At 58.9% G+C, this 22003-nt stretch carries 25 protein-coding genes; 14 read left to right on the top strand and 11 right to left on the bottom strand.

Translation table 11 applies throughout. The features are described from left to right. Window positions 1–209 precede the first annotated feature (209 nt). The 3 genes from FEZ21_RS10550 to FEZ21_RS10560 all read left to right on the top strand — a co-directional run bounded on the left by FEZ21_RS10550 (window position 210) and on the right by FEZ21_RS10560 (window position 2174). On the top strand, window positions 210–491 hold the full coding sequence (locus tag FEZ21_RS10550) for a hypothetical protein (protein WP_003446784.1): 282 nt from the start codon (window positions 210–212) through the stop codon (window positions 489–491). Between the two features lie 28 nt (window positions 492–519). After that, the gene (locus FEZ21_RS10555; RefSeq protein WP_160627074.1) at window positions 520–1284 is read left to right on the top strand and encodes a CHAD domain-containing protein; all 765 of its coding nucleotides are present in this window, start codon (window positions 520–522) and stop codon (window positions 1282–1284) included. Between the two features lie 92 nt (window positions 1285–1376). Continuing rightward, window positions 1377–2174: an acyl-CoA thioesterase II gene (locus tag FEZ21_RS10560; protein ID WP_160627076.1), complete on the top strand. Its 798-nt coding sequence runs from the start codon at window positions 1377–1379 to the stop codon at window positions 2172–2174. Here the strand turns inward: FEZ21_RS10560 and FEZ21_RS10565 are convergent, their stop codons facing one another. From FEZ21_RS10565 to FEZ21_RS10575, 3 genes are all read right to left on the bottom strand, one after another. Further along, a complete protein-coding gene (locus FEZ21_RS10565) occupies window positions 2175–2441 on the bottom strand; it encodes a hypothetical protein (RefSeq protein WP_003446787.1) in 267 nt (88 codons plus the stop codon). Between the two features lie 118 nt (window positions 2442–2559). Next, window positions 2560–4041, bottom strand: coding sequence for a methyl-accepting chemotaxis protein (locus FEZ21_RS10570; protein ID WP_127195883.1), 1482 nt, complete (start codon window positions 4039–4041; stop codon window positions 2560–2562). A gap of 160 nt (window positions 4042–4201) precedes the next feature. After that, window positions 4202–5002 (bottom strand): TatD family hydrolase, encoded by an 801-nt coding sequence (locus FEZ21_RS10575; protein ID WP_003446789.1) that lies wholly within the window; start codon window positions 5000–5002, stop codon window positions 4202–4204. A 236-nt stretch (window positions 5003–5238) separates the two neighbouring features. On the opposite strand from FEZ21_RS10575, the gene FEZ21_RS10580 reads away from it, so the two are divergent. The 3 genes from FEZ21_RS10580 to FEZ21_RS10590 all read left to right on the top strand — a co-directional run bounded on the left by FEZ21_RS10580 (window position 5239) and on the right by FEZ21_RS10590 (window position 7884). Further along, entirely contained in the window at window positions 5239–6657 is a 1419-nt protein-coding gene (locus FEZ21_RS10580; RefSeq protein WP_037001933.1) for a transglycosylase SLT domain-containing protein, read from the top strand. Window positions 6658–6760: 103 nt separating this feature from the next. Then, on the top strand, window positions 6761–7195 hold the full coding sequence (locus tag FEZ21_RS10585) for a DoxX family protein (protein ID WP_010656997.1): 435 nt from the start codon (window positions 6761–6763) through the stop codon (window positions 7193–7195). A gap of 380 nt (window positions 7196–7575) precedes the next feature. Continuing rightward, complete coding sequence (locus FEZ21_RS10590) at window positions 7576–7884, top strand: hypothetical protein (RefSeq protein ID WP_003446797.1); 309 nt, start codon at window positions 7576–7578, stop codon at window positions 7882–7884. Window positions 7885–7886: 2 nt separating this feature from the next. On the opposite strand, the gene greB is transcribed toward FEZ21_RS10590, so the two are convergent. From greB to FEZ21_RS10605, 3 genes are read right to left on the bottom strand one after another with little or no spacing between them, the layout of a single operon-like run. After that, window positions 7887–8384, bottom strand: a complete 498-nt coding sequence (greB, locus tag FEZ21_RS10595; RefSeq protein WP_010656996.1) for a transcription elongation factor GreB — start codon at window positions 8382–8384, stop codon at window positions 7887–7889. 34 nt (window positions 8385–8418) lie between these two features. Further along, window positions 8419–10923: an ABC transporter permease gene (locus FEZ21_RS10600; protein ID WP_160627078.1), complete on the bottom strand. Its 2505-nt coding sequence runs from the start codon at window positions 10921–10923 to the stop codon at window positions 8419–8421. After that, complete coding sequence (locus FEZ21_RS10605; RefSeq protein ID WP_003446806.1) at window positions 10923–11606, bottom strand: ABC transporter ATP-binding protein; 684 nt, start codon at window positions 11604–11606, stop codon at window positions 10923–10925. The genes FEZ21_RS10600 and FEZ21_RS10605 overlap by 1 nt, the downstream gene beginning before the upstream one ends. A 10-nt stretch (window positions 11607–11616) precedes the next feature. Between FEZ21_RS10605 and FEZ21_RS10610 the strand changes: the two genes are divergently transcribed. The 3 genes from FEZ21_RS10610 to FEZ21_RS10620 all read left to right on the top strand — a co-directional run bounded on the left by FEZ21_RS10610 (window position 11617) and on the right by FEZ21_RS10620 (window position 13699). Further along, a complete protein-coding gene (locus tag FEZ21_RS10610; RefSeq protein WP_003446808.1) occupies window positions 11617–12222 on the top strand; it encodes an arylesterase in 606 nt (201 codons plus the stop codon). A 58-nt stretch (window positions 12223–12280) separates the two neighbouring features. Next, window positions 12281–12574, top strand: a complete 294-nt coding sequence (locus FEZ21_RS10615; protein ID WP_003446817.1) for a hypothetical protein — start codon at window positions 12281–12283, stop codon at window positions 12572–12574. A 96-nt stretch (window positions 12575–12670) separates the two neighbouring features. Then, a complete protein-coding gene (locus FEZ21_RS10620; protein ID WP_160627080.1) occupies window positions 12671–13699 on the top strand; it encodes a L,D-transpeptidase family protein in 1029 nt (342 codons plus the stop codon). Window positions 13700–13821: 122 nt separating this feature from the next. Here FEZ21_RS10620 and oprI read toward each other — a convergent pair whose 3' ends face one another. Further along, the gene (gene oprI / locus FEZ21_RS10625) at window positions 13822–14073 is read right to left on the bottom strand and encodes an outer membrane lipoprotei OprI (RefSeq protein WP_003172710.1); all 252 of its coding nucleotides are present in this window, start codon (window positions 14071–14073) and stop codon (window positions 13822–13824) included. A gap of 406 nt (window positions 14074–14479) precedes the next feature. On the opposite strand from oprI, the gene FEZ21_RS10630 reads away from it, so the two are divergent. After that, a complete protein-coding gene (locus FEZ21_RS10630; RefSeq protein ID WP_003446831.1) occupies window positions 14480–14761 on the top strand; it encodes a GNAT family N-acetyltransferase in 282 nt (93 codons plus the stop codon). A gap of 83 nt (window positions 14762–14844) precedes the next feature. Here FEZ21_RS10630 and FEZ21_RS10635 read toward each other — a convergent pair whose 3' ends face one another. The 3 genes from FEZ21_RS10635 to FEZ21_RS10645 all read right to left on the bottom strand — a co-directional run bounded on the left by FEZ21_RS10635 (window position 14845) and on the right by FEZ21_RS10645 (window position 17785). Then, entirely contained in the window at window positions 14845–15954 is a 1110-nt protein-coding gene (locus tag FEZ21_RS10635) for a DUF2817 domain-containing protein (protein ID WP_160627082.1), read from the bottom strand. Window positions 15955–16130: 176 nt separating this feature from the next. Next, a complete protein-coding gene (locus FEZ21_RS10640) occupies window positions 16131–17207 on the bottom strand; it encodes a 3-deoxy-7-phosphoheptulonate synthase (protein WP_003446834.1) in 1077 nt (358 codons plus the stop codon). A 131-nt stretch (window positions 17208–17338) separates the two neighbouring features. Next, the gene (locus FEZ21_RS10645) at window positions 17339–17785 is read right to left on the bottom strand and encodes a PilZ domain-containing protein (protein WP_029612824.1); all 447 of its coding nucleotides are present in this window, start codon (window positions 17783–17785) and stop codon (window positions 17339–17341) included. On the opposite strand from FEZ21_RS10645, the gene FEZ21_RS10650 reads away from it, so the two are divergent. The 4 genes from FEZ21_RS10650 (at window position 17784) to cysB (ending at window position 20808) form a co-directional block, all read left to right on the top strand. After that, window positions 17784–18170, top strand: coding sequence for a co-chaperone YbbN (locus FEZ21_RS10650; RefSeq protein ID WP_003446838.1), 387 nt, complete (start codon window positions 17784–17786; stop codon window positions 18168–18170). The two genes, FEZ21_RS10645 and FEZ21_RS10650, sit on opposite strands and share 2 nt — an antisense overlap. Before the next feature lie 38 nt (window positions 18171–18208). Then, a complete protein-coding gene (locus FEZ21_RS10655; protein WP_003446840.1) occupies window positions 18209–19126 on the top strand; it encodes a 5'-nucleotidase in 918 nt (305 codons plus the stop codon). A gap of 95 nt (window positions 19127–19221) precedes the next feature. After that, a complete protein-coding gene (locus FEZ21_RS10660) occupies window positions 19222–19722 on the top strand; it encodes a universal stress protein (RefSeq protein ID WP_003446842.1) in 501 nt (166 codons plus the stop codon). Window positions 19723–19833: 111 nt separating this feature from the next. Beyond that, window positions 19834–20808 carry an HTH-type transcriptional regulator CysB gene (gene cysB, locus FEZ21_RS10665; protein ID WP_003446844.1) on the top strand — a complete coding sequence of 325 codons (975 nt, stop codon included), beginning with the start codon at window positions 19834–19836 and terminating at the stop codon, window positions 20806–20808. A 48-nt stretch (window positions 20809–20856) separates the two neighbouring features. On the opposite strand, the gene FEZ21_RS10670 is transcribed toward cysB, so the two are convergent. After that, window positions 20857–21993 carry a catalase family protein gene (locus tag FEZ21_RS10670; RefSeq protein ID WP_003446846.1) on the bottom strand — a complete coding sequence of 379 codons (1137 nt, stop codon included), beginning with the start codon at window positions 21991–21993 and terminating at the stop codon, window positions 20857–20859. Between the last annotated feature and the right edge of the window lie 10 nt (window positions 21994–22003).

The following is a 22003-nucleotide window of genomic DNA, read 5'->3' on the forward strand; positions in this document are numbered from 1 at the left end:
TTGTGCCCTGTAGTGACAGCTGTGGCATAAATCGGCGCCGGCCAGCTAGGATGTAAGGGCAATCGCTCGCCGTTACACGGACGCGCTTTTCAGTCGGCGTGGGCCGATTGAAAAGCGTGTCGCAGCAACAGTCACACACCGGTCAAGGCACTTTTACGGCGCTTGCCCGTCTGAGTTTGCACTGAACATTAATTTTTGAGGGAAACATTATGAAAGCTTGGCTTTGTGTACCGTTGATTGCATTGGCTCTGGCGGGTTGTGCGGGCAATAAAGCGGCTTATCGAGACAGTTGCGCTACCCAGCTGGACGCTGCCTGGCATGAGCTGGATCTGGCCAAGGCGGAAGGTTTTGCAGGGACTGTCAGTTATTCCAAAGCCTTGTCGTTACTGACCGGGGCGAAAACCCAGCAACAATTCGAAGCCTTTGAAGGCTGCACCACAAAAGCCGAAAAAGCGCGTTTCTATATTCGTGAATCCCGCGCAGGACGTTGAGCCGTTGCGGTGAAGGGGGAGGGTAAGGATGTCTCAATTGGTAGACCGGATAATCGGCAAAATTGTGCGCCTGGAGGTCAGGTTGCTGGCCTGCCAGGCGCGTTTGCAGGCTGACACCGATCCCGAGGCACTGCACGATTTGCGTACTACGGTACGTCGTTTGCGCAGCCTGTTGCGCCCGTTGCGCGGTTTGCCGGGCGTGGTGCAACTGGAAATGTCCGCCTCCCAGGTAGGTCTCCTGACGACGCCGCTGCGCGATCTTGAAGTGCTGGCTGCGCACTTGCAGCAGCAAGGCTATCGGGTGCAGGCAGCGCGGCGTCTGGAGCAGCTGTCAGGCAGTTATGCGGCGGTGGCCGACAGTGCCCAACTGGCACAGTTGCTGATGATCCTCGATGTCTTCCCGCGCTTTATCCGCGCGGCTCAGCGTGAACGATTGCTGCAAGGCTTGCGCAAGCGGATCGGGACGGTTCTGGATAAACAGTGGCGGACCCTGGAAAAGGCCCTGAATGATCCGGGGCATGACCGGCATCGGGTGCGGCTGCTGATCAAGCGCGTGCGTTACGCCGCCGAAGCCTATCCACAGCTGGATCGCTTGCCGGTGTTGGTACTGGCCCGGTTGAAGGAGGCGCAAAAGGCCCTGGGGGAATGGCATGACGCCTGGCAGTGGCTGGTTCAGGCCGAGCAGCAGCCCGACCTGCAGCCTTGTGTGGAGCAATGGCAGGCCGCGCTGGCTCGCGGCGAGAAGCGCGCAGACCGGGCACTGGTCAAATTGAGCGCAGCCAGTTTTCGCTAGGCCCTTTCGGCTGGCTATTTGGCGGATACAACGCTGTGCAGTGGCGGATGGATGAGTAGTATCGCTGCATATTTTTCTGTATCGAGGTGCTCATGCAGTTTTGTGAATTGGTCGAAGCGGTTCGCCGCAATCCACTGGACGTCACTATTACCCCGGACTGGGGTCAGGGGCGTGCCAGCTTCGGCGGCCTGATGGTTGCCTTGCAGTACGAAGCCATGCGCGCGCAGGTCCCCGCCGGGCGTGCCTTGCGTTCGCTGGCGGTGACCTTTGTGGGCCCTGCCGAGCCGGATGTGTCGATCAGTTTTGAAGTCGAAGTACTGCGTCAAGGCAAGGCGGTCAGCCAGGTCCTGGGGCGGGCGGTGCAGAATGGTCAGGTCGTGACCCTGGTGCAAGGCAGTTTTGGTGCCCCGCGCGAGTCGGTCATCAACCTCGAAGGAGTGCCCGCGCCGCAGATCAAGGCGCCTGAAGACAGCCCGTTACTGCCCTATATCAAGGGCGTGACCCCGGAGTTCATGCGGCACATGTCCATGGCCTGGGCCGTGGGTGCGCTGCCTTTCACCGGGCGTGGCACACGGGAGATGGGTGGTTGGGTGCGTTTTGCCGGTGATATCAAGGACGAGCTGCTGACTGAAACCCATTTGCTGGCCCTGGTCGATACCTGGCCACCTGCATTGCTGCCGTTATTGAACAAACCTACAGCGGGCAGCACGCTGACCTGGACCATCGAGTTTGTGCAGCCCCTGCCGCAAGTCAGCACGCTTGAATGGTGTCAGTACCTGGCAGTGATTGAGCATGCCCGTGACGGCTACGGTCATGTGGCGGCCAATCTGTGGGCGCCCAATGGCGAACTGGTTGCGATCAGCCGCCAGACGGTAGCGGTGTTCGGTTAGTCAAAATGTCTGGCTGCGTTGCGCATTCCCGGCCCTGGCTTCGAGCTTGCGCCCCTGGTGTTGCAACGCCATGCCTGCGAACAAGGCCAGCAGCCCGATGCTGGCACTCACGGCGTTTTCACTGAATACGCCGGATACCAGCAACAGAAAAGCCAGCACCATCATGGGTATTGCGATCAGGTTGAGTGCCTGATGCGCGGTGCTTTGATGGCTCTGCGGGTTGGAGCGCCATTGCCAGGCCGGCAGGTTGGGGTGACGTTTGCCCATGATTGCTCTCCTTGTTTTATTCAGAGGTTCAGCCTTGGCTGAACCGTATGAACAAAGCATAAGCCCGGGTTACGGGCGGGGCGAATCAACTGTGGCTATTGGCCCGATAGGGTCTTTTCTATAGTTTCAACTGCCCGATGGCCCGATTCAGCTCACCTGCCAGAGTCGCCAGCTGATTGCTGGTGGTGGCGGAATCTACGGTTTGCTGCACGGTGTTTTCGGTAACGTCGCGGATGCTGACCACGGCCCGATTCATTTCTTCTGCGACCTGGCTCTGTTGCTCCGCGGCAACGGCGATCTGGGTGTTGCTTTCGCGCATTTGCGCCACTGCGCGGGTGATCTCGGCCAGGGCTACCCCGGCTTCCTGGGCCTGCTGTACACAATCATCGGCCTTGAATGAGCTTTCCTGCATAAAGTCCACCGCGTCACGGGTGCCTGCCTGCAGGGCCGATACCATTGCGGTGATTTCGTCAGTGGAGGTCTGGACGCGCTTGGCCAGATGTCGCACTTCATCGGCGACCACTGCAAACCCCCGGCCCATTTCTCCGGCGCGGGCAGCTTCAATTGCGGCGTTTAGCGCCAACAGGTTGGTTTGTTCGGCAATGCTGTGAATCACGCCGACCACACTGTTGATTTTCTGGCTGTCCTGGGCGAGTTGCTGAATCATCTCGGCGGTTGTTTGCACCCCGGTGGACAGGCTGGCGATGGATTGCTGCACGCGACTGACCACCTGCTGCCCGCTACCGGCCAGGTCATCGGCGGTTTGAGACAGGTCGCGGGTAGCGCCGGCGTGCTGCGCGATGTGGAAAACGGTGGCTGACATCTGGTTGATTGCAGTGGCCGCCTGATCGGTTTCGCTCTGCTGGCCGAGCATGCCCTGGCGTACCTCATCCATGCTGCTGGCCAGGCGCTCGGCGCCGGCGTCCAGTTGCGCGGCAGTGTCGGCGACGGTATGCACCACGCGCTGGTAGCCGGCCTGCATGGCATTAAAGGCGCTGGCCATTTGCCCGACTTCATCGGTACAGGCCAGGGGTACGCGGGCAGACAAGTCGCCCGTTTGCTCGACATGCAGCATCACATCCTTGAGGGTATTGAGCTGGCTGAGCAAAAAGCGGATCAGCAATTGCGAGGCGCCGAGCATCGCCAGCATCAGAATCAGCACAGCCCCTGCATAGTTGGGCAGACGCTCCATGAATACCTGCGCCAGGCTGGGGGCATAGGCCAGCACCGCGATTTTCTGGTTGTCGCCGCGGGTCACCACCTCGGCGCCCAGCAACGGATTTTGCCCGAACAGTGGCATGGCATTGATAGAAACCCAGCCATTGCCATTGTTCAGTTGCCCGAGTGAGCGCGGATCAAGATTGGGGGCCTTATCGGTTGGTAACAGCAAGACATGACTGGCTACAGGCAGCGCCTGACCGGCGGGCCATGCAGCCAGCAGATGGGCCTGGGCCCGGGCGCTGGCCTGAGCAGCTTCACCGCGCGATTGCTGCTCAAGCTGTACGGCGTACAGCACCAGCAGCAACGTAGTGATGAAAGCCACCGCATTGACGGCCCAGAATTTGTATTTGAGCGAGATGTTGCTAAGCCAGGTACCCATGGAAGGTCTTCTCTGATTTTGCGGAAACAATATTGGCAAGGTGCCATCATTGTGCCGCTACCCGAGGAAGACCTGCTGATATGGGTCAGGATACTGTTGTTTTGTTGTTGATCTAACTGCCCGTATGGGAGGCTGCAAGCTACAGGTTTGAGGCTTGCTGCTAACCCGGCAATCCAAAAAACGCCCGCGCGCATGCCGTCGTATGTTCGGCCAGGTCCTGTTCGCTCTCTTCCCGATGCACCGCCACTTCCCGCAGAACTTCTGTTAAATAAGCCGGTTCATTACGACCATTTTTCGGTTTTGGTCGCAAGGTCCGCGGCAACAAGTACGGCGCATCGCTTTCAAGCATCAGGCGACCCCGGGGAATATCCCGCACCAGCGGGTGCAAATGGGTACCGCGGCGCTCGTCGCAAATCCAGCCCGTGATACCGATGTGCAAGTCCAGGTCCAGGTAGCTGAACAGCGCCTTCTTTTCTCCGGTAAAGCAGTGCACCACCGCAGCGGGCAAGTGGTCGCGATAGTTGCGCAGGATTTCCAGCAGACGCTGACTGGCATCACGTTCGTGCAGGAACACCGGTAACTGCAGCTCTACCGCCAGCGCCAGATGTTCTTCCAGCACTTTCTCCTGTTGCGGGCGCGGTGAGAAATCGCGGTTGAAGTCCAGCCCGCATTCACCCACGGCACGCACGTTGGGGTCTTTGAGCAGGGCCAGTAAACGCTGGGCACTGTCGCTGTTCCAGTCACTGGCCGAGTGCGGGTGAATCCCCGCCGTGGCGAACAGTCGCTGACCGCTCTGGTCAAGCTCGCGGCACAGTTGCAAGGCCAGTTCACTGCCTTCAATGCTGGTGCCCGTGAGGATCAGTTGCGCCACGCCAGCCGCGTAGGCACGGTCTAAAACCGCCTGGTGTTTGCCGTCGAAGCTAGGGTTGGTCAGGTTGACGCCGATATCGATGAGTTGCATGGTGCTACCTCAGGCCACAGGCCGAGAAGCATATCAGAGCTGTAGATTTATAAGAAAAACCAAGAACTACAGACAGTTATGGTTGTCTTTGAATGCCGCAACAACGCAATGCCCGGTTTTCTACAGGACGCATTGACTGTATTGCGCGCTGTTCCCAGCGCTTAAATCCCCCAAAAGGGGCACCGGTTGTCGGGTAATCCGACACGGCGCCGGGCTGTATTCTTTCCGGAGAACGGATGACAAGACCAACACTATTGATTGCGCTGTGCCTGATGCTGCTGCCACTACCGGTACTGGCGCGCCTGGCCGGACCGTTACAGGTCGGGCAGCCCAGTCAGGTCCGCGATCTGGCGCAAATCCGCAGCAGTCAGGTGTTACGGGTGCTGGTCAACCAAAGCCGCAATAGCTCGGGAGAGGTGCAAGGCCAGGCGATCGGTGTTGAATATCATCGGTTGCACGCATTCGAGCGCTACCTCAATGGCCACGCCCGCGATGGCCAGGAAATCACCCTCAAAATCATCCCCAAAGCCAAGGATCAACTGCTGGGCGCCTTGTCCCGTGGTGAAGGTGATCTGGTAGCCCCGGGCGAGTTGCTCGACTTTAAAGCCAACCATGCCATCAGCCCCAGCGACCCGATCGTCGATGACGTGCCTTTGCTGCTGGTGGGGGTCAAGGGTGAGCGCAGGTTCAGCCGTTTCGAACAGCTGTCAGGCCGGACTGTGACATTGACCACCGGCAGCGCAGCCGGAGCGGCGGTCAACATGATCAATCAGAAGCTGGCCCTGCGAAAACTGCCGGCGGTAAAAATCGAATGGGTGGACCCCAGCCTGGCCGTCGAAGATGTGCTGGAGATGGTTCAGGCCGGTATTTTTCATCTGACCATTGTTGAGCGACCTATTGCCGAACGCTGGGCGACCTTGATGCCCAAGCTGCGTTTTGACCGCAAGGTACTGGTCAGCGAGCCTGCTGCCATGCGCTGGTATGTGCGCCGTGATGCATCGATGTTGCGTGCCAGCATTGACCGCTTTGTGCTGAGCTACAAGGCCCCGTCCGATCAGGACGTAGCCTTCGAGCGGGTGTACCGACGCTTGTATCGGGTGCATTACCCGTTGGCCCGGGCCGATCGCCAGAAGCTTGAAAAGCTGCGGCCGATTCTGCAAAAGCATGCGCGCCAGCAGGGGATGGACTGGTTGAACCTGGCGGCGCTGGCGTTCAAGGAGTCAACCCTTGACCCTGATGCCCGGGGCTCTGGCGGGGCTACGGGGTTGCTGCAAATTACCCCTTCGGCTGCCCAGAGAGTGGGGGTCAGCAACATTCAGAATGTAGATAACAATGTGCAAGCAGGGGCCAAGTACCTGGCGATGATCCGCCGCAAGTTCTTTGCCAGCCCCAAGCTCAATGAGCGTGAGCGCATGGCTTTTGTGCTGGCGGCCTACAACATGGGCCCGGAACGTGTGCAGGGTATGCGGGCCGAGGCCAGGCGGCGTGGTTTGAACCCTGATCAATGGTTCTTCCAGGTCGAGCGGATTGCCATGGAGCAGGTTGGAATGGGTGCGGTCAGCTATGTTAATAGTGTGAATAAATACTATTTGGCCTTCGACCGGGAGCGTGACTCGCTGGAGCCAGTAAAGCCTGAGCTGGTCTCCCGGAAATGATCGGATAATTTGATTGTTATGTCGGGTTTATTCGACTTTTAACATGATGAAAACTGATTAGTATGGCGAGCATTCCCCACCTGATGATCTAAAGGACTACAGCATGAGCAAATTGATCCAAACCGTTTTGGGTACCCGTGCAGGCTATGGCCTGACAGTGTTGCGGGTTTTCGTGGGCATTATTTTTGCTGCCCATGGCTCACAAAAACTCTTCGGCTGGTTCGGTGGTGGTGGACTTGCCGGTACTGCGCAATGGATGGAAAGTATTGGCCTGACGCCGGGCACCTTGATGGCACTGCTGTCTGGCGGCACCGAGTTTTTTGGCGGCCTGGCCCTGATTGTCGGTTTGCTGGCCCGTCCGGCTGCCCTGGGCCTGTCATTCACCTTGCTGGTGGCGATTTTCTCGGTGCATATCCATAACGGTTTGTTCATGGCCAACAATGGTTATGAGTTTGCCCTGGCGCTGTTGGGCGGTACGGTGGCCGTGCTGCTGGAAGGCGCGGGCAAGTTGTCCATCGATGGTGCTATCGCCAAATAAAGTGCAACGTTCACTAAAAGGCCCGCCGCAAGCGCAATCCTGTTCACTTGAACCACTGCTGTCTCAACTGTAGGAGCGAGCTTGTCTCGCGATGTTCTCGAGAACATCGCGAGACAAGGTTGCTCCGGCAAGGCAGGGTTTACTTGTGTGAACAGCATTGCGCCGCAAGCGGGCCTTTTTCGTTGTACAGGATTGTTGACAGCTACAAGCCGGTTTATCTAGGATGTTTTCTTGCGCCGATTTAAACAGCTACTTGCGGGGCGCCAGAGGGTTGCAAGACCTTCTAAGAGGCTTGAAGCAGGCCTCGAAATACCGCTAAAGCGCTGGTTCGGTGTTGCCTCTCACCTGCCACGCAGAACCTTGAGGCGGAGAACCGAAACATGAGTCAGACGCGTCCCCTTGTACGTCTTGAGCCGATCACGGCCAATCTGAACCTGCGCAATCCAAAAATCCTTCTGAGCGGTAAACATCAGCCTACGCTGCTGCGTTATCTGGACGGCTGGCCGCGTCGCAAAGGCCGGGCTTCGGCGTTTCTGATTCAGTTTGTCGAAGAAGGTGACAGCCTGGCACGCTTTGCCAGCAACAGCTTCGATCTGGCAGTGATTCAATCCCCCAGTGCCGAGAACGCCGAGCTGGTGATTGGCAACCTTACCCGTGTGTCGCGTCAGGGCCTGATCACTCTGCGCTGAACTCAGGGATATTCAATCGCCACGATGTACACCCACTGTTCACCGGTGGGTGTTTGCACCTGTACTTCAGCATCCAGCGATTTTCCGATCAGCGCCCGGGCCAGGGGCGAGTCGATACTGATCAGGCCCTGTTTGAGGTCCAGCTCGTCGGGGCCGACGATGCGGTAGCGCGACTGCTTTGCGTCTTCATCTTCAATCGTGACCCATGCCCCGAAGTAAACCTTGTTCGGGTCACTGGGCTTTTCGCTGACGACCTTGAGGCTTTCCAGACGCTTGGTCAGAAAGCGCACGCGACTGTCGATTTCGCGCAGCATTTTTTTGCCGTAAGTGTATTCGGCGTTTTCCGAACGATCGCCCTGGGCCGCAGCCTCGCTGACCGACTGTGTGACTTGCGGTCTGCGCACGTGCCACAACTCGTGCAGCTCGGCACGCATTCGCGCTTCACCTTCGGGGGTGATCAGCGCGGTGCCGGCAGGGCGGGGAGGGCGATAGCGGCTCATGGGCATCCGTTGGCATATGAAAAACGCGAGTCTATCAGCCCTCGCGCAACACGGTTAGCGGGCTGGCATTAAGTGCCCGGCGGGTGCCAAACACCCCGGCACCACCGACCATCAATGCCCCTAGTACAGGCAGCAGCAGCAACCACGGGTGTGGATGCCATGGCAGGTCGAAGGCGAAGCGATACAGCACCAGGCTCACCAGCTCGGTGCCCAGGGCGGCCAGTAAACCGCTGGTAGCACCCAGCAGGCCGAACTCTATGCGCCGGGTTTTGATCAACAGTTGCCGTTCTGCCCCCAGGGCCCGCAGCAAGGCGCCTTGGCGGATACGCTCGTCCAGGGTGGACTGCAAACCGGAGAACAGCACTGCCATACCGGCAGCCAGGACAAACAGCAGCACGTATTCCACGGCGATGGTGACTTGCGCAAGGATGCTGCGCAGCTGCGCCAGCAGGGCTTCGATAGGCAGAATGGTCACGGCCGGAAAGCTGCGCGACAGATCGATGATTTCCCGGTCATGGCCCGGGGCCAGATAAAAGCTGGTGAGATAGGTGGCGGGCAAGTCCTGCAAGGTGCCCGGCTGGAAGATCATGAAGAAGTTCGGCTGGAAATTGTCCCAGTTGATGCTGCGCAAACTGCTGACCTGGGCCTCGCGATTTACCCCGGCAACGGTAAAGACCAGGTGATCGCCCAGTTTGAGTTTCAGGCTTTCGGCTACTTTTGCCTCCACTGACACACCGGGTACATCGCCCCCCGGCTGAGCTGTCCACCATGTGCCCGCAGTCAGCTGGTTGCCGGCAGGCAGGTCGGCGGCCCAGGTCAGGCTCAGGTCGCGCTGGATCGCTTTGTCGCCAGGGGAGTCTTTGCTGACGAGTTCCTGCACGGGCTCGCCATTGATACTGATCAAGCGTCCGGGCACCACCGGGTACAGTGGCGCCGCCTGCGCTTGCAGTTCGTGCAGGCGCTTGCTGAACGCGTCTTTATCCGCTGGCAGGATGTTCAGGGCGAAGTAGTTGGGGGCATCTTTGGGCAACTGGTTTTGCCAGGTGTCGAGCAGCTCGCCACGCAGCAGGGCAATCAACGCCATCGACAGCAGAATCAGGCCAAAGGCCAGGGCCTGGCCGGCAGCGGCCAGTGGATGGCGCAGTAACTGGCCCAGCCCCAGACGCCACGGCAACGAGGCCCCGGCCAGCAGGCGGCGAAGGCTTTGCAGGCCCAGCAGCAATAGACCGCCGAGCACCAGCGCGGCAATTATGCCACCGCCGAGCAGGGCGAACGTCAGCACCAGATCGAGGCTCATGCGCCACATGATCAGCCCGAGTGCCAGCAAGGCGGCGCCGTAAACCGTCCAGGTACTGGCCGGGATCGGCAATATGTCACGGCGCAATACCCGTAGCGGCGGGACGCGTCCCAGCGCAGCCAGTGGCGGCAAGGCGAAACCGGCCAGTGCTACCAGCCCGGTTCCCATCCCGGCAATGGCCGGCATCAGGCCGCCGGCCGGCACATCGGCAGGCAATAAATCATGCAACAGTGCAAACAAACCAAGCTGCGCCACCCAGCCGAGCAGAGCCCCCGCAAGGCTGGCCAGCAAGCCGAGTACCGTTAGTTGCAGGGTAAACAGCCAGAGGGTTTCGCGCCGGGACAGGCCCAGACAGCGCAGCAGGGCGCTGGCATCAAAACGGCGATTGGCAAAGCGGGTTGCAGACAACGCCACTGCGACGCCAGAGAGCAGCACCGCCACCAGACTGGCCATATTCAGATAACGTTCGGCCTTGCCGAGCGCGCCGCCAATCTGCTGGTTGCCATCACGCCCGTCCAGCAGGCGCTGGTTGGCGTCGAGGCCGGGTTTGATGACCTGGCGATAGGATTCAAGAGCCGGGGCGTCACCACGCCACAGTTCGCGAAAGCTGACCCGGCTGCCGGGCTGTACGATACCGGTGGCGGCGAGGTCGTCCAGGTTGATCAGTACCCGTGGGGTGAGGCTGTAGAAGTTGCCGGCGCGGTCTGGCTCGTAGGTCAGGACGCGGGTGATACGCACAGTTTTGGAGCCGACATCGATGGGGTCGCCGACTTTCAGGTCCAGGGCCGTCAGCAGTCTGGCTTCTGCCCAGGCTTCCCCGGGCGCGGGGCCACCGCCGGGTTGTTCCTCGGCGTAGGGTTGCGCTGCGCTTTTCAGCTCGCCCCGCAAGGGGTAAGCACTGTCAGCCGCCTTGATGCTGGACAGCTGAATGCCGTTGTCAGTGGCGATGACACTGGAAAACTCCACGACCCGGGCGTGCTGCAGGCCCAATTCCCTGCCCACCCTGATTTGCTCTTCACGTGCCGGTGAGCTGCCATCGAGCACCAGGTCGGCGCCCAGAAACTCGGTGGCACGCAGTAACATCGCGCCATTGAGGCGGGCACCGAAATAGCCGATGGCCGTGCTGGCGGCGACGGCGACCAGCAGCGCAAAAAACAGCACGCGTAACTCCCCGGCGCGGGCATCGCGCAGGAGCTGGCGCACAGCGAGGCTGAACAGGCGCAACAGCGGCAAGCGTGCCATCAAGGCTCCAGGGGGCCGACCAAATGGCCGGCTTCAAGACGGATCAGGCGCCGGCAACGATGGGCCAGGCGTTCATCGTGGGTCACCAGCACCAGGGTGGTGCCACGCTCCTTGTTCAATTCGAAGAGCAGCTCGGTAATGCGCTCACCGGTGTGACTGTCCAGATTGCCGGTGGGCTCGTCGGCAAACAGTACGTCCGGGTTGGCGGCAAATGCCCGGGCTATGGCTACCCGTTGCTGTTCGCCACCGGAAAGCTGGCGCGGCGAATGGCTCAGGCGTTGCCCCAGGCCGACCCGTTCCAGCAGGTGGCGGGCGTGCTCGCGAGCATCTCTACGGCCCTCGAGCTCCAGCGGCAACATGACGTTCTCCAGCGCATTGAGGCTGTCGAGCAACTGGAATGACTGGAACACAAACCCGACGTGTTCGGCTCTGACGCGTGCGCGCTGATCTTCGTCCAGACTGCTGAGGGCACGTCCGGCCAGAATCACTTCGCCCTGGCTTGGCAGGTCGAGGCCGGCCAGCAGGCCCAGGAGGGTGGATTTTCCGGAGCCCGATGCGCCCACGATCGCCAGACTGTCGCCCTTGTTCAGCTCAAGGCTCAAAGGGTGCAGGATGGTTAGTTCGCCTTCCGCGCTGGGGACCACTTTGCTAAGGTTCTGCGCGGTGAGAATACTTTCGCCCATGGAGAATCCAATGCGTGTGTGGTTTTTAAGTGCTGCCCTGGCCCTGATGTGTATGGCACAGAATGCAGCGGCAGGAACAATCTTGATTGTTGGCGATAGTATCAGCGCGGCTTTCGGCCTGGATACCCGTCTGGGGTGGGTGTCGTTGCTGGAGCAGCGGCTCAGGCAGCAAGGCTACGATGACCAGGTGATCAATGCCTCGGTCAGCGGTGACACCAGTGCAGGAGGGCTCGCGCGGCTGCCGGCACTGCTTGCAGAGCATAAACCCGATGTGGTGATTGTCGAATTGGGCGGTAATGATGGCCTGCGCGGGCAGTTACCGGCGCAATTGAAACAAAATCTTGCCGGCATGATTGATCAGTCCCTGGAGGCGGGGGCCAAAGTGCTGCTGTTGGGCATGCAGCTGCCGCCTAATTATGGTGCGCGTTATACAACGGCGTTTGCCCGGGTCTACAGCGAGTTGGGGGAGGAGAAAAAGGTCGAGCTGTTGCCTTTTTTCCTCGAGGGTATCGGTGGTCATCCTGAGCTGATGCAGGCCGATGGCATACATCCGGCGGTCGGAGCGCAGGGCCGTTTGCTGGATAATGTGTGGCCGGTGCTAAAACCGCTGCTTTGATGCTTTTCTAGTTGCAGTGTTTCGGCTAAGGTGGCGCCCCCCCGATTTGGAGCCCCTGATGTCGCGTCCTGCCTGGTCTTTATATGCCTATCAACTGATCGAGCCCGATGAGCAGCTCGATTTGTTCGCCTGCCAGGAGGTACGGGTGCATCTGGTGACGCGCCAACTGGAGCTGGGAGGCACCATTGACCGCACGTTATGCGGCTCGTTGCTGCCTGCGCAGCCACGTTGGTCAGATGTCACGCGCAAGGTCTTCCAGGACCACCGGCTGTGCCCGTTGTGCCGGGCAATCATCGAGTCGCAACGCCGCGGCACCGAGCCGATCTGGCCTGAATTGCGCTTTGAACTATGATCTAACTTGTCTGGCACCTGAACCGGCCCACGATCACCGTGGGCGCGGTGTACACTCCCTTTTTTATCCCCGTTGATTATGCGAAGGATGTTCCGGATGTTGTCGCGCCTACCTGCAGTCACCCGCTACCTGTCAGTTGCCGCATTGTGTGTTGCGGGTCCCGTTTCTGCGCTTGAATTCCCGCTGCCACCGCCGGGTGAAGATGTGGTGGGTGAGGTGCAGGTGATCAAGGGCAAGTACGAGGACTCCTTTGCCGATCTGGGCAACCAGTACGAACTTGGGTACTCGGAAATGATCGCGGCCAACCCGGGGGTGGACGCCTGGTTGCCGGTCAAAAAGAATCCGGATGGCACGCTTGTCGATACCAATATCGTGTTGCCGACCCAGTTCATCCTGCCGCCGGGCAAGCGTGAAGGGATTGTGATCAACCTGGCAGAGTACCGGCTGTACTACTTCCCCAAGGACCAGGACAAGGTTTACACCTTTCCGCTGGGGATCGGACGCGAAGGTTGGGGTTCGCCTCTGGGGTTCACCAAGGTCACTGCCAAGACGCCTAACCCGACCTGGACGCCGCCGGCTTCGATCAAGGCCGAACACGCCAGGAACGGTGACCCGCTGCCCAACGTGGTGCCTGCAGGGCCGGATAACCCGCTGGGGCCCTTCAAGTTCACGCTCGGCATGCCGGGTTACCTGATCCACGGCTCGAACGCAAAGTTTGGCATTGGCACGGGTACCAGCCATGGCTGTTTCCGCATGCTTAACAAGAATGTGCTGGAAATGGCGCAAATGGTGCCGGTGGGAACGCCGGTCAGAATCATCAACGAACCCTACAAGCTGGGTTTGAGTGGTGGCAAGGTCTTCCTTGAGGTTCATGAGCCGCTGAATGTCAAAGATGGCTCTCTGGTGGCCGTCAGCGACAAGTCGCATTTGACCCCTGAAGACTTGCAGAACAAGTACGCGGGGTTTATCAACTTTTTGCTCAAGCACAAAGACCTGGAGAACAGCATTCAGATCGACAAGGACAAAGCCTTCCCTGTTGTGGGTGCCGAGACCGGTATCCCGGAAGAAATAGGCGTTGCTAATTCAGCTGAGCCAGTTGGCCAGTCGCTGGATTACGTGCAGTAAATTCACGTTAAAAAAAACCGCCACGGTTAATGCCCTGGCGGTTTTTTATTGCCCGCTTAGTTGCGGGCAATAAAAAAGCCGACCCATAAATGGGTCGGCTTGATAATAACCCCGAAGGATTATTACTTGCGGCTTGCTTTTTCAAGCATGCGCAGAGCACGTTCGTTAGCTTCATCAGCAGTCTGCTGTGCTTTTTGAGCAGCAGCCAGAGCTTCGTCAGCTTTACGGTATGCTTCGTCAGCACGAGCCTGGGAGCGAGCTGCTGCGTCTTCAGTTGCAGTCAGGCGGGCTTCAGTTTCTTTAGATACGCTGCTGCAACCGGTAGCCAGAACTGCGGCCAATGCCAGAGCAGAGAATTTCAGAACGTTGTTCATCGTGTTCCCCTTCAAGGACTTTCTATTTGAAGCTGCTCCTTCAAAGCGAGGAAACAGCCGGCGTACATACTACCCATTACTTGTAGTAAGTAAACTGACCTAGCGCAAGAACCAAAAAAAATATTTGGCAATCAATGCGGATGGACTAGCTTTAACAGATTGTGCTTGAAAAACAGCCAGTTTAAAGCCCTGGCCGCGGGTCGAGCCCGCCGCTTGATGGCGTGACTTTAAGTTCGGTTGTGCGTCATAGGCTTAACTTTCAGAAAAATGTTAAGGGTGCTGGCAAGTTATCGGGCTGGCCACAGGTTTGGTGTCCATAGCGTACCCCTGATGGCGAAGTGGTTCCCTCGGCACAAAAACAACAGTAATGTAGAGGTCACGGTTCAAGACCCGCTAAGGAGCAATGATGAGCGAGGCGTTGTCTATCCACCATGACCAGGCAGGTCACCAGTTTGAGACCACTGTCGACGGTCATCGTGCTTACCTGACCTACATGGATCTGGGCAAGCAGACTCTGGATATCTATCGCACCTTTGTACCCAATGCCTTGCGTGGCCGGGGTATTGCGGCAGCATTGACGGAGCAGGCGCTCGATTACGCCGAAAAGATGGGATACGAAGTGATTCCCTCTTGCTCTTATGTCGAGCGTTATATGGAACGCCACAAGCGTGCCCAGGCGAAAACCTGAAACCAGACTCACAAAAACGCCGGGCCAACAGCCCGGCGTTTTTTTGTGGGCCGCAAAACCCTGATCGAACCCCGGCGGCCTCCTCAGTCCGCCATCTTGATCAATGCCCCCAGCGCCCGCTCCCAGATCTGGCGCGTGCGTACCCACACCAGTTCTTGCCAGTCGCTGTCGGCCGGACAGAACTGTTCAAGCAGTTGCAGCTTGATCTGACGCGCCTGCGGGCTGTCCAGGTCGCCGTGCAGATGCAGCCACTGGTCATCGCGCAGAACACTGTGAACCTGCTCGCCAGGATAGGTGCCGCATTCAATTACAAAGGGCATCAGGCGCACCCGGGGCAGGGCGTCGATGATTGCTTGCGAGGCATATCCGGTGGCCGTCGCGGCAACCCCGGTAGCGCTTTGGCTGTCGGCGCCGGTGATCAGGGTGAATAACCATGGACCAAACAGCTGCCGGGCATCGGCAAGCGCCGGATAGGCAGCCTGGGCGATGGTCAGCAGCATTGGATGACCATAATCACCCGCGCCGGTATGCAGGTCGAAGCACATGGCGACGCTGGCGCTGGCAAGGTGCTCGCGCAAAATTTCGTGCAGCGTCCGGTTCGACCAACTGGCACTCTTGCCGCCATAAAACAGTCCGTCGGGATGGCGGTACTGGCCAGCCTCGACAATCGACATCACGGCCGGCCAGCCCTCACCCTGCACCCGATCATTGAGCCGGGCGTCGGCCTGTTCCCGGTGCGGGCCGCGTAATTGATCGCAGGTGTAGATGGCATGCAGCGCCTCATACGCCTGGTTGTCCGGCGGTGCCTGGCTGAAATCCAGAAAATTGCGGTTCAGGTCGATATTGTCTTCATTGACCCGGCGTATCCACGCGGTGCCCCACGGGTTGATCAGGTGAATCATCAACACCGCCACGTCGTCAGGCAGGGTTTGCGGGTTGAATGTCTGCAGCCACCGGCTTTGGCAATCCGAGCCATAAAAGCCTTCGACCCCATGGGTGCCGCTCAGGGCGATCAACAGGTGTTTTGCCTGGGGGTTGCCGATCAGTGCGACATCGGTGCCCAGGGCTTCGCCAAACGGACCGCACAGGGGGTGAGGATAGTGGTACAGGCGTGCGCCTGCTGCAGTGGCGGCGGCCAAAAACTGTTCACGTTGGCGGGTAAAGCTGCGGTGTGACGGGAAACCTGTGCTCATGCTGCTCTCCTGTCTATGAACGCGCCGTGGCATTCAGGCGTCCGCAAAGAAACGGGGGCAGGCGGTGGCCGGGGTGAAGCAAGCAGATGGCTGGTGCCGGCGAGTGCCGGCTCCGGTGTTACGCGTCCATCCCTTGGCGGGGTGAGCAGGCCCGCCCCGCCAAGAGATGTTATCGATCAGCCGCGAGTACGCTTGGGCAGTACATCCTTGAGCTTGGCGTGCATGCTGCGCAAGGTGGTTTCAGTGCTGGCCCAGTCGATGCAGGCATCGGTAATGGAGACACCGTACTGCAAGTCTTCGAGGTTTTTAGGAATGGCCTGGCAGCCCCAGTTCAGATTGCTTTCGACCATCAGGCCGATAATCGACTGGTTGCCTTCGACGATCTGGTTGGCCACGTTGTCCATCACCAGCGGTTGCAGGGCCGGATCCTTGTTGGAGTTGGCGTGGCTGCAGTCGACCATGATGTTCGGGGTTATTTTTGCCTTGTTCAGTGCTTGTTCGCACAAGGCCACGCTGACCGAATCATAGTTCGGCTTGCCGTTGCCGCCGCGCAAGACGACGTGCCCGTAAGCGTTGCCCTTTGTGGTAACGATCGACACGCCACCTTCCTGGTTGATACCCAGGAAGCGGTGGGGGCTGGAAACCGACTGCAGTGCGTTGATTGCAACTGTCAGGCCGCCATCGGTGCCGTTCTTGAAGCCCACGGCCGAGGACAGGCCGGAAGCCATTTCGCGGTGAGTCTGCGACTCGGTGGTACGCGCGCCGATGGCTGACCAGCTGATGAGGTCCTGCAGGTACTGCGGTGAAATCGGATCAAGGGCTTCGGTTGCGGTTGGCAGGCCCATTTCGGCCAGGTCCAGCAGCAATTTGCGACCGATATGCAGGCCGTCTTCGATCTTGAACGAGTCATCCAGATACGGGTCGTTGATCAGGCCTTTCCAGCCGACCGTTGTCCGTGGTTTTTCGAAATAGACGCGCATCACCAGATACAGGGTGTCGCTGACTTCTGCGGCCAGCACCTTGAGGCGCTCGGCATACTCGTGGGCAGCCTTGATATCGTGAATCGAGCAAGGCCCGATGACAACAAACAGTCGATGGTCTGTGCCATCCAGGATGTTGCGAATTACCTCACGCCCTTTGGTCACAGTCTGCAGCGCCGTTGCACGCAAAGGCATCTCGCGCTTGAGCTGTTCAGGTGTGATCAGGGTTTCGTTGGAGGCAACGTTTAGGTCGTCAATCGGTAAATCAGCCATCGTGTTACTCGTCAGGTCACGGGTGCCGGCCGCCAGCGATCCCCGAGCGGCGGAGCACAGCATGATTGAGCGCACCGGGGAGCCGAACCTTAACGCGTTATCCGCTTATTCGACAATGGGCATCCGCAGCTTTAATCCTGTGCTGTGCGGGCAAGCGCGCGATCGAGTGTGGCTTGGGAGAACTCCACGGCGTGCCGGCTGACCCACTCCAGGGCCAGGGTCTCGATATTTTCAAGGGGCAGGCTCTGTGGATGCTGGAGGCGGTAATAGTGCTCGATCTGGCACACCTGTTCGCCCATGCGCGCACCAAACAGTGTCTGCTCATCGGTAAAAACGACGCCGACCCGATAACCTGCAGGCTGTTTCTCGCACCAGGCTATATAGCCCGGGTAGCGTGCGGTTTCACCGAGGGTAGGCATGCACATGTCTACGGCCGTGCCCCGGCGCCAGCCTCTGTCGCTATTGCATGACACGCCGCCGAGGCTGATAGAGTGCAGCTTCTGGCGTGAAAGAGAAGGTTGTTCGCGGGGTGTTATCTCAACAGGAACATCATCCGGGTGAGGTAAGAAACGACCCATGTATGCACACTCCCAGTGCCAGCACTTTGATATTGTTTTCGTGAGTATAGTGATTGAAATGGAACTGACTGACTTTGATGCGGATCAGCGTCTACTGGCGCTGCCCGGGACCTCGCTGGTGGTGTTTACCGGCGCCGGATGCTCGGCGTGTCGCACGGCGCGCAAAATGTTGCCCGAGATGCAGTTACCCATCGATCGACTGTGCTGGATTGACGCAGGTGACAATGGCGGTCTGGTCCAGCGGTACGGGATTTTTCATCTGCCGAGCCTGTTCGTTGTGTGTGACGGGGCGTTTTATGGTGAATTGAAATCGCGTTTGAGCGAGGGTGAGCTGGCGCACCACATTCGCCTGGCTTTGCTGCTTGAGCCTGACGAGCTACCTTGAATCGGTGTTTCAAGCCGGACTGAACCTGTGGAGGCGACATGAGCAAAGGCTTAAAGGGCAAGCTGGTGCTGGCCATATCTTCCAGGGCGCTGTTCGATCTGAGCGTTAGCCACCAGGTGTATCTGGCGCAAGGCATCGAGGCTTACCGTCAGTATCAGATCGAGCATGAAGATGAGGTGCTGGAGCCGGGCGATGCATTCGCGCTGGTCAAAAAACTCCTCAGTTTCAACGCCAGCCTCGGCCATGAGCGGGTCGAGGTGGTACTGGTGTCGCGCAACAGTGCAGACACCGGGCTGCGGGTATTCAATTCTATCCAGCACTATGGCCTGGGTATCTCCCGGGCGGCATTTTCCGGTGGCCGCAACCCCCATGCGTATCTCAGTGCGTTTGGTTGTGACCTGTTTCTGTCGACCCATGCCCAGGATGTGCGCAGCGCGCTGGACGCCGGCTTTGCGGCGGCAACGATCCTTTCCGGAGGCGCGCGACGTGCCGAGAGCAACGAATTGCGTATCGCCTTCGACGGTGATGCGGTTTTGTTTTCCGATGAATCCGAGCGGGTTTTCCAGTCCGGGGGCCTTGAGGCGTTTCAATCCCTGGAGCGTGAAGCGGCTCGCAGCCCGTTGCGTGGCGGACCGTTCAAGGGCTTCCTGGAGGCCTTGAACCTGTTGCAGCGCGAGTTCCCTGACGATACCTGCCCGATCCGTACCGCGCTGGTGACTGCGCGCTCGGCGCCCGCCCACGAGCGGGTGATCCGTACATTGCGCGATTGGGACATTCGTCTGGACGAATCCCTGTTTCTCGGTGGTCTGGATAAATCCGCGTTTCTCGAGGCCTTTGCTGCCGATGTGTTTTTTGATGATCAGGCGGGTCATTGTGAAAGGGCGCGTCAAGTTGTCGCCACCGGCCATGTACCCCACGGCATAAGCAATGAGTCCAGGGACCTGGCCCCTGAGTAGGGGCAAGGTGTAAGTCATCGTGTGGCTCATCGTACTTGTCCGGGCGCTGCTAAGCTGACTCCATCTCGGCCCATTCAGGCAGTCGGGGAGGTCGCATGATTCGCTCGATACTGTATGCCACGGACCTCGGAATTTACGCTCCGGTTGTAATGCAGCATGCATTGGGGCTGGCCCACAGCTTCAATGCCGATTTGTATGTGGTGCATGTGGTTGAGCCCATGGGGCTGTTTGCCGAGTCGGTATTGCAAAGCTATCTCGATGAACAGGCTCTGAACGCACTGCACCAGCAGGGTATCAGCACCATGCTTGGCAATATTGAACACCGGATAGTTGATAGCCTGCGTGACGAATTGGCCGAGAGGCAGCAGGAACTGGCCTTGATTCGCTCGGTCAAGGTGATTCAGGGGGAGCCTTCGCAGGTCATTCTGGAACAGTCGCAAATGCTTGCAGTGGATCTGCTGATTCTCGGCAGTCATGGCCAGCCATCGGGGGACATTACCCATCTAGGGCGCACAGCTGCCCGGGTTGTCGAGTTGGCGCAGATGCCGGTGTATCTGGTACCGCTGTTGCAGCGTCGCCGTCCCACAGACGGGTGAAGGTGTAGAGCAGAAAATTGATAAAAAAGTTCTAGATTTATTGTTCTTACCTTCCATATAGTTATATATCGCCGCCGATACCCTGGCGCCTATTTGCTTTGAGGGATGCATATGAAGCTTCAACAATTGCGCTACATCTGGGAAGTGGCGCACCACGACCTCAACGTTTCGGCCACCGCGCAGAGCCTTTACACCTCACAGCCGGGTATCAGCAAACAGATCCGCTTGCTTGAAGACGAGTTGGGCGTGGAGGTGTTTGCCCGCAGCGGTAAGCACCTGACCCGCGTGACGCCTGCTGGTGAACGCATCATCACCACCGCCGGCGAGATTTTGCGCAAGGTCGAAAGCATCAAGCAAATTGCCCAGGAATTTTCCAACGAGAAAAAAGGCACCCTGTCGATTGCCACAACCCACACTCAGGCGCGCTATGCATTGCCGCCGGTGATCAGCAATTTCATCAAGCAGTACCCGGATGTTGCCCTGCATATGCATCAGGGTTCGCCAATGCAAATTGCCGAGATGGCCGCCGACGGTACCGTCGACTTTGCAATTGCCACTGAGGCCCTGGAACTGTTCGGCGATCTGGTGATGATGCCTTGCTATCGCTGGAACCGCTGCGTAGTGGTGCCTCAGGGTCACCCGCTGGCCAAGTTGCCAAAGCTGACACTCGAAGCCCTGGCTGAATACCCGATCGTGACCTACGTATTTGGCTTCACCGGTCGTTCCAAACTCGACGAAGCATTCAGCCATCGCGGTTTGACTCCGAAAGTGGTGTTTACCGCCGCGGATGCTGACGTGATCAAAACCTACGTGCGTCTGGGCCTGGGTGTAGGCATCGTGGCCAAAATGGCCGTGGATGCCAATCTCGACAAGGATCTGGTGGTACTGGATGCCAGCGAACTGTTTGAGTCCAGCATCACCAAAATCGGCTTCCGCCGTGGTACGTTCCTGCGCGGTTTCATGTGCGACTTTATTGAAAAATTCGCGCCGCACCTGACCCGCGAAGTGATGGCCAAAGCCATCCAGTGCCACAACAAACAGGAACTGGAAGACCTGTTTGAAGGCGTTGAACTGCCGGTGCACTAAGACTGGCTGTAGCCGCTGCCCTGGCAGCGGCTACAGGCCCCCCCGATTTTATTGCTCTGCGTTGCGCGTGTGCCGGTACTGGCTCACGGCGTCATAGACCGCCTTGCGCAGGCGGTTGATGCCGCCAATCGGCCGATGTTCTTCAATGCCATGCCAGGGGCTGAAGGACAGGTTGTCACAGGCCAGATTCTGCGCTGGCGTGTCGAAGTCCTGGGCAGGCACCTTGATCCTGGCCACCGTTTCGAAAGGTGCGTCTGACTCTTTCCATTCAATGCTGGTGTCTTCGATCGGCATGAAGCGGTTGGCATTCTGGCGCTGGATTTGCAGCACGAAACACGCCGGCACCCGGTCTGTGGACAACTGCTGGCTCAAGGCATTGCGCAGGAAGTTGGGCAGCTTCTGATTTTGCTCCGCCAGGGTGTAGGCCGGGCAGCTGTCAGGATCAGGTGCCACGCGGTATTTGGCATTGGCGCTGCCGAACTTGTAAGGCGAAACCGAAAAGTAGGTTGTTTGCGTCGGGCTGGCCGGGGCAGGCGCCAGGGTGGCCAGCGCGATAAACAAGTGACGGACTTGCCAGCTGCGCGGGTCCCATGAAGGGAAGAATGCCATAGCCTTCTGACCATCGGCCTGGGCAGCTATGTTCTGACGATACTCGGCGACGTCGCTGACGAAGAAATTGGCATGGTTAAACATCACAAAGTCTTGTTCGGCCCGACCCTGCTGGCCGGGTAATAACTGAGCCCCCGGAACGTCCTGCAACTTGATCGCCATGCCCCGCGCATCGCGGATGCTGTCGAATTGCGGGTAAGCGTTGCCGTTGGACAGACGCATTACGGCTTGCCAGGTATGACCCGGGGTGGCAAATACCCCTTGGCGCAATGCCGGCTCCAGGTCATCCAGTACCTGTACTTGCGCCTTGACGCAGCCATGGGCCTTGGCGTGGGCATCACGCAAATACCGGGTGTTCTCGCGGTGCTGGTCGACGATCTTGATCGCCGTGCGGATGGTGTCCTGAGTCATCGCCGCTTCACCAGCCGGGATCTGCTCCTGGGCCGCCACCGGGCCACGGTGCTGCCAGGCAAACCAGCCGGTGGCCAATGCCCAGCCGAGCAGTCCCAGGGTTATTACAATCAGCAGCAGCTTGCCCAGCCAGGAGCCGAGGCGAAGCCAGAGTGCGGTCAACATGCAGATATCC

It is taken from the genome of Pseudomonas sp. 9.1(2019) (genome assembly GCF_009910445.1).
In the GTDB taxonomy this organism is placed as follows: Bacteria; Pseudomonadota; Gammaproteobacteria; order Pseudomonadales; family Pseudomonadaceae; genus Aquipseudomonas; species Aquipseudomonas paraversuta.

Bases quoted from the DNA above. Each gene is read 5' to 3' on its own strand.
- FEZ21_RS10550 (WP_003446784.1), top strand. From the start codon at position 210: ATGAAAGCTTGGCTTTGTGTACCGTTGATTGCATTGGCTCTGGCGGGT.
- FEZ21_RS10555 (WP_160627074.1), top strand. From the start codon at position 520: ATGTCTCAATTGGTAGACCGGATAATCGGCAAAATTGTGCGCCTGGAG.
- FEZ21_RS10560 (WP_160627076.1), top strand. From the start codon at position 1,377: ATGCAGTTTTGTGAATTGGTCGAAGCGGTTCGCCGCAATCCACTGGAC.
- FEZ21_RS10565 (WP_003446787.1), bottom strand. From the start codon at position 2,441: ATGGGCAAACGTCACCCCAACCTGCCGGCCTGGCAATGGCGCTCCAAC.
- FEZ21_RS10570 (WP_127195883.1), bottom strand. From the start codon at position 4,041: ATGGGTACCTGGCTTAGCAACATCTCGCTCAAATACAAATTCTGGGCC.
- FEZ21_RS10575 (WP_003446789.1), bottom strand. From the start codon at position 5,002: ATGCAACTCATCGATATCGGCGTCAACCTGACCAACCCTAGCTTCGAC.
- FEZ21_RS10580 (WP_037001933.1), top strand. From the start codon at position 5,239: ATGACAAGACCAACACTATTGATTGCGCTGTGCCTGATGCTGCTGCCA.
- FEZ21_RS10585 (WP_010656997.1), top strand. From the start codon at position 6,761: ATGAGCAAATTGATCCAAACCGTTTTGGGTACCCGTGCAGGCTATGGC.
- FEZ21_RS10590 (WP_003446797.1), top strand. From the start codon at position 7,576: ATGAGTCAGACGCGTCCCCTTGTACGTCTTGAGCCGATCACGGCCAAT.
- greB (WP_010656996.1), bottom strand. From the start codon at position 8,384: ATGAGCCGCTATCGCCCTCCCCGCCCTGCCGGCACCGCGCTGATCACC.
- FEZ21_RS10600 (WP_160627078.1), bottom strand. From the start codon at position 10,923: ATGGCACGCTTGCCGCTGTTGCGCCTGTTCAGCCTCGCTGTGCGCCAG.
- FEZ21_RS10605 (WP_003446806.1), bottom strand. From the start codon at position 11,606: ATGGGCGAAAGTATTCTCACCGCGCAGAACCTTAGCAAAGTGGTCCCC.
- FEZ21_RS10610 (WP_003446808.1), top strand. From the start codon at position 11,617: ATGCGTGTGTGGTTTTTAAGTGCTGCCCTGGCCCTGATGTGTATGGCA.
- FEZ21_RS10615 (WP_003446817.1), top strand. From the start codon at position 12,281: ATGTCGCGTCCTGCCTGGTCTTTATATGCCTATCAACTGATCGAGCCC.
- FEZ21_RS10620 (WP_160627080.1), top strand. From the start codon at position 12,671: ATGTTGTCGCGCCTACCTGCAGTCACCCGCTACCTGTCAGTTGCCGCA.
- oprI (WP_003172710.1), bottom strand. From the start codon at position 14,073: ATGAACAACGTTCTGAAATTCTCTGCTCTGGCATTGGCCGCAGTTCTG.
- FEZ21_RS10630 (WP_003446831.1), top strand. From the start codon at position 14,480: ATGAGCGAGGCGTTGTCTATCCACCATGACCAGGCAGGTCACCAGTTT.
- FEZ21_RS10635 (WP_160627082.1), bottom strand. From the start codon at position 15,954: ATGAGCACAGGTTTCCCGTCACACCGCAGCTTTACCCGCCAACGTGAA.
- FEZ21_RS10640 (WP_003446834.1), bottom strand. From the start codon at position 17,207: ATGGCTGATTTACCGATTGACGACCTAAACGTTGCCTCCAACGAAACC.
- FEZ21_RS10650 (WP_003446838.1), top strand. From the start codon at position 17,784: ATGTATGCACACTCCCAGTGCCAGCACTTTGATATTGTTTTCGTGAGT.
- FEZ21_RS10645 (WP_029612824.1), bottom strand. From the start codon at position 17,785: ATGGGTCGTTTCTTACCTCACCCGGATGATGTTCCTGTTGAGATAACA.
- FEZ21_RS10655 (WP_003446840.1), top strand. From the start codon at position 18,209: ATGAGCAAAGGCTTAAAGGGCAAGCTGGTGCTGGCCATATCTTCCAGG.
- FEZ21_RS10660 (WP_003446842.1), top strand. From the start codon at position 19,222: ATGATTCGCTCGATACTGTATGCCACGGACCTCGGAATTTACGCTCCG.
- cysB (WP_003446844.1), top strand. From the start codon at position 19,834: ATGAAGCTTCAACAATTGCGCTACATCTGGGAAGTGGCGCACCACGAC.
- FEZ21_RS10670 (WP_003446846.1), bottom strand. From the start codon at position 21,993: ATGTTGACCGCACTCTGGCTTCGCCTCGGCTCCTGGCTGGGCAAGCTG.